General features: G+C 66.2%; 4 protein-coding genes. 1 reads left to right on the forward strand and 3 read right to left on the reverse strand.

Annotated features, from left to right (window positions below; all coding sequences use genetic code 11):
• Positions 1 to 392 precede the first annotated feature (392 nt).
• Positions 393 to 1,328, forward strand: coding sequence for a M23 family metallopeptidase (locus ABLE94_RS26180; protein WP_159372045.1), 936 nt, complete (start codon positions 393 to 395; stop codon positions 1,326 to 1,328).
• Between the two features lie 22 nt (positions 1,329 to 1,350).
• Here the strand turns inward: ABLE94_RS26180 and ABLE94_RS26185 are convergent, their stop codons facing one another.
• The 3 genes from ABLE94_RS26185 to ABLE94_RS26195 all read right to left on the reverse strand — a co-directional run.
• Positions 1,351 to 1,698, reverse strand: a complete 348-nt coding sequence (locus ABLE94_RS26185; RefSeq protein WP_137809389.1) for a metal-sensitive transcriptional regulator — start codon at positions 1,696 to 1,698, stop codon at positions 1,351 to 1,353.
• The gene (locus ABLE94_RS26190; RefSeq protein ID WP_007239617.1) at positions 1,695 to 3,857 is read right to left on the reverse strand and encodes a copper-translocating P-type ATPase; all 2,163 of its coding nucleotides are present in this window, start codon (positions 3,855 to 3,857) and stop codon (positions 1,695 to 1,697) included. The genes ABLE94_RS26185 and ABLE94_RS26190 overlap by 4 nt, the downstream gene beginning before the upstream one ends.
• The coding region (locus ABLE94_RS26195) for an HAD-IC family P-type ATPase (RefSeq protein WP_348807654.1) at positions 3,854 to 4,695 on the reverse strand (842 nt) is incomplete at its 5' end. The genes ABLE94_RS26190 and ABLE94_RS26195, both read right to left, overlap by 4 nt.

Below are 4,695 nucleotides of genomic sequence, written 5' to 3' on the forward strand. Positions count from 1 at the left end.
CGTGCTGGTACCCATCCCCGACATCGAGGAATGATCCTCAGTCGAGGTGTCCGAACACGCGGCCACCACTGTCAGAACAGCCGCCGCGGCAGCAACGACGACACCGGTTCGTGTGACTCTCATCGATCTCCTCCTCAAGAGTGATACTTCGCCACCGCCCGGCGGCGCTTCGATAACAATTCTACTAACACCGATAGTAGTTAGTCGCCTGCCCGGCACCCACAAAACGGGCGGTGAACTGCGCAAACAAAGCCGCTAATGCCTGATTAGTTCGCTTCGTAGTGGAGCCGCGTGTGACTGGTGGGGCACAAGTGACTTGTGGTGTGATCTCGCGGGTACACGCATGGCACTCGTGCGTGGGTCTACGACGTCCGCGGGAAAGGTCCGACCGCATGCAGATGGTGTTGACATCGCTACGGGTCAAGGCGGGGCAGCAGTGGGGCCCCAAAGCGCTGGGGGTGGCAGCGGCGGTGTGCGTGGGCGTTGCGCCTGTGATTGCCACCGCACCGGCGGCGGCCTCAACCGATGGACATGTGGCCGGGGAGCTGATCGCGATCGTGCAGGACTCGGTGAAGGCCGCTTTGGGTGGTGCCGCGGCGGCGAATTTGGGGAAGCCGATCACGCAGACGGCGTCCTGCCTGGGCGCTCAGGCCCAGTCGGGCAGCGTCGGCGATGCGGGCAGTGCAGCCGCACTGCAGTGCTTCGGCACGTTTTCGCTCATTGATCCGATAGACGGGTTCCGGATCATCGACGCGTTACCGCTGGCTCGGCTGGTAGCCACCCTGATCGCCGCAATCGTGCCGCACGATCCGAACGAGCCGCATGGCCCCCAGCCGCAGGAACCCGGAACGCCGACACCGCTGCTGCCCGGTAGTGGCGGTGCGGTGGCGCCGACTGCGGGCGAGATCACGTCCACCTTCGGTGACGGACGGGGCCATCAGGGCATTGATATCGGCAATGATCTGGGCGCGCCCATTGTCGCGGTAGCTGACGGGGAGGTCATCACCTCCGGACCTGCCGAGGGGTTCGGGTTGTGGATGCGGATCCGGCACGATGACGGCACGATCACCACCTACGGCCACAACGACGAGAATCTGCTCGAGCAGGGCGCGCGAGTACGGATGGGCCAATCGATCGCCACGGTGGGCAACCGTGGGGTCTCGACCGGCCCGCATCTGCATTTCGAGGTTCTCGACCCGACGGGAGTCAACGTCGATCCGGCACAGTGGCTGGCCGATCGTGGGGTGGTTCTGGCGATGGCCGCTGATGCCGACGCCCGCGCGCCGGGGCCGGTGGTGCCGCAGTGGGTCGGCGAACGACGCCTGTGACGAGCCAGCGCGGTGTGGTGGGTCAGGAACGAACGAGGCGAGCGATGGCCGCCGAGGCTTCAGCGATCTTCTCCTGTGCCTCGTCGCCGCCGGAGTGGGCGGCATCGAGCACGCAGTGGGTGAGGTGGTCGTCGAGCAAGCCCAGCGCGACCCCCTCCAGTGCCTTGGTCAGCGCCGAGATCTGGGTCAGGATGTCGATGCAGTACTGCTCCTCGTCGACCATCCGGTGGATACCTCGGGATTGGCCTTCGATGCGCTTGAGGCGGGCCAGGTATTTGCCCTTATCGCTGATGTAACCGTGGGAAGAGTGTTCCGAGGCAGAGGATTCTTCCGGGGTGGAGGATTGTCCCGGTGCGGACGCAGCGGTCATGGACTCACCTTCTCAATGGATCTCGGTCGGTTGTGCTGCAGTCCACGCACTGTACTCGCGCCTGGCTGCAGGTCGAGTCGGCGTAACAGTTGCGCGTTGAGTGCGACCACGACCGTCGAGGCTGACATCAGAATCGCTCCGACCGACATCGGCAGGACGAACCCGATGGGCGCGAGAATTCCGGCGGCCAGCGGTACAGAGATCAGGTTGTATCCCGCTGCCCACCACAGGTTCTGCTTCATTTTTCGGTAGCTGGCGTCCGACAGCTCGATGACCGACAGCACCGAGCGGGGGTCGTCGCTGGCGAGGATGACCCCGGCCGAGGCGATCGCGACGTCGGTGCCGGCCCCGATCGCGATGCCCACATCGGCCTGGGCCAGGGCGGGGGCGTCGTTGACGCCGTCGCCCACCATCGCCACCTTGCGGCCTTCGTGCTGCAGTTCGGCCACCTTGCTGGCTTTGTCTTCCGGCCGTACACCGGCGAACACCCGATCGATACCGAGGTCGTGAGCGACGGTGTGCGCCACTGCTTCGGCGTCGCCGGTAATCATCACAACCTCGACCCCGCGGGCGTGCAGCACCTCGACGGCTTGGCGGGATTCCCCGCGCACCTCATCAGCAAGTTTGAGAGCTCCAATCAGCTCAGTGTCGCGGGTGACATGCAGGATGATTGCGCCGTCGGCGCGCCAGCGATCAGCGATGGCCAGTTCCTGATGGCCCTGTTCCTCGAGCATGCGGGGCCCGCCCACCCGCACTGTGGCGCCCTCGACGCGAGCGGTCACACCGACCGCCGGTGACGAGGTGAAGTCGGTGGCCGCCGGCACCGGCCGCGCGCGGTCTCCGGCAGCTGCGACAATCGCTCGCGCCAACGGGTGCTCACTGTCGGCTTCGGCGCTGGCGGCCAGGGCGAGCACGGTGTCCTCATCGACGCCGTCGGCGGCCGCGATCTCGATGACCGTGGGCTCACCCTTGGTCAGGGTTCCGGTCTTGTCGAACAGCACCGCATCCACAGTGCGCATGGCCTCAAGTGCCAACCGGTCTTTAACCAGCACGCCGCCGCGGGCGGCGCGTTCGGTGGCAATGGCCACCACCAGGGGGATAGCCAAGCCGAGTGCGTGCGGGCAGGCGATGACCAGCACGGTGATGGTTCGAATCACCGCCTGGTCGGGTTGGCCGATGACCGTCCACACGATGGCGGTGATGATCGCTGAGCCGAGCGCGAACCAGAACAGCAGCGCTGCAGCGGAATCGGCCAGCCGCTGGGCGCGGGAGGTGGAGTTCTGCGCGTCTGCCACCAGGCGCTGAATCCCGGCCAGCGCCGTGTCATCGCCGGTGGCGGTGATCTGGACCCGCAGCCCCGAGTCGGTGGCCACCGTGCCGGCCACCACCTGATCGCCGATGCCGCGGCGCACCGTGCGCGATTCTCCGGTGACCATGGATTCATCGAGCTCGGCCGAGCCGTCTACGACGCGACCGTCGGCCGGCACGCTGGCCCCCGGGCGCACGATCACCACATCTCCGACCTGCAGCTCACTGGGAGCAACCGTGGTGATCTGGTCGCCATCGACGCGTTCGGCCTCATCGGGCAGCAGCGCGGCCAGCGAGTCCAGGGCCGAGGTCGTCTGGGCCAGCGACCGCATCTCGATCCAATGCCCCAACAGCATGATCACGATGAGCAGCGCCAGTTCCCACCAGAAGTCCAGTTCGTGGTGCAACACACCGATGCTCGCACCCCAGGACGCCACGAAGGCCACCGTGATCGCCAAGGCGATCAACAGCATCATTCCCGGTGCACGCGACCGCAGTTCTGAATAGGCGCCTACCAGGAACGGCCGCCCACCCCAGCAGTACATCACCGTACCCAGCACCGGTGAGACCCACTTCAACACTTCACCATCGGGTAGGTCATAGCCGATGAGCATCGCGAACATGGGCGAAAAGGCCACGACCGGCACAGCCAGGGCCAGCATGATCCAGAACAGCCGCCGGAACTGCCCGACGTGATCACCATGCCCCCCATGCCCAGCGTGATCATGGTCTGCGCGGGCGCGCTCAGCATGGTGATCGTGGTGGTTGTGTGACGCTGCGGCGAGTTGGCCGTGGTGGCGTTCATCGGCGGCGTCGTGACCGACGTGCTCAGGGGAAGAGTGCTCGTTCATGCCGCTACCTTATACCCCTGGGGGGTATATGTCGAGGGGTTGGTGGGTGGAACTGTGGACGATGAGTGGGGCGGGCTGGTGAAGGCGCGCAGCCGCAGGCTGTTGCTGACGACGAACACGCTGGACAACGCCATGGCGGCCCCAGCCAGCATGGGGTTGAGCAGTCCCAGCGCGGCCAGCGGTATCGCGGCGACGTTGTAGGCGAATGCCCAGAACAGGTTCATTTTGATCGTTTTCAGAGTGGTGCGTGCCAAGGCGATCGCGTCGGCGGCAGCGTTGAGGTCGCCGCGGACCAGGGTGATGTCAGCGGCATGCATGGCGGCGTCGGTGCCGGTGCCCATCGCCAGCCCGAGATCGGCGTGGGCCAGGGCAGCGGCGTCGTTGACGCCGTCGCCGATCATGGCCACAACCTTGCCGTCGGATTGCAGGTCGGTGATGACGGCGGCTTTGTCGGCCGGCAAGACGTTAGCGATGACGGTGTCGATACCGACCTCAGCGGCCACGGCATCGGCGACGGTCTGGTTGTCGCCGGTCAACAGGATGGGCGTCATACCCAGTGCGGCGAGCCGGGCGATGGCGTGTGCGCTGGTGGGTTTGATCGCATCGGCGACCGCCAGGACCGCATGGGCGCGGCCGTCCCAGGCGACGAGTACGGCGGTCTGTCCGGCTTCTTCGGCGGCGGTCTGCGCCTCGTTGAGGTGAGGGTCATCCACGGCGATGCCGTGTTCGGCCAGCAGCGTCGGACGCCCGACGGTGACCACACGTCCCTGGACCAGACCGCGCACGCCTCGACCTTCGAAGTTGCGGAAGTCGTCGACCTCGTCGAGCGGCCCGACTT

Source organism: Gordonia sp. VNK1 (genome assembly GCF_040049135.1).
Classification (GTDB): domain Bacteria; phylum Actinomycetota; class Actinomycetes; order Mycobacteriales; family Mycobacteriaceae; genus Gordonia; species Gordonia oleivorans.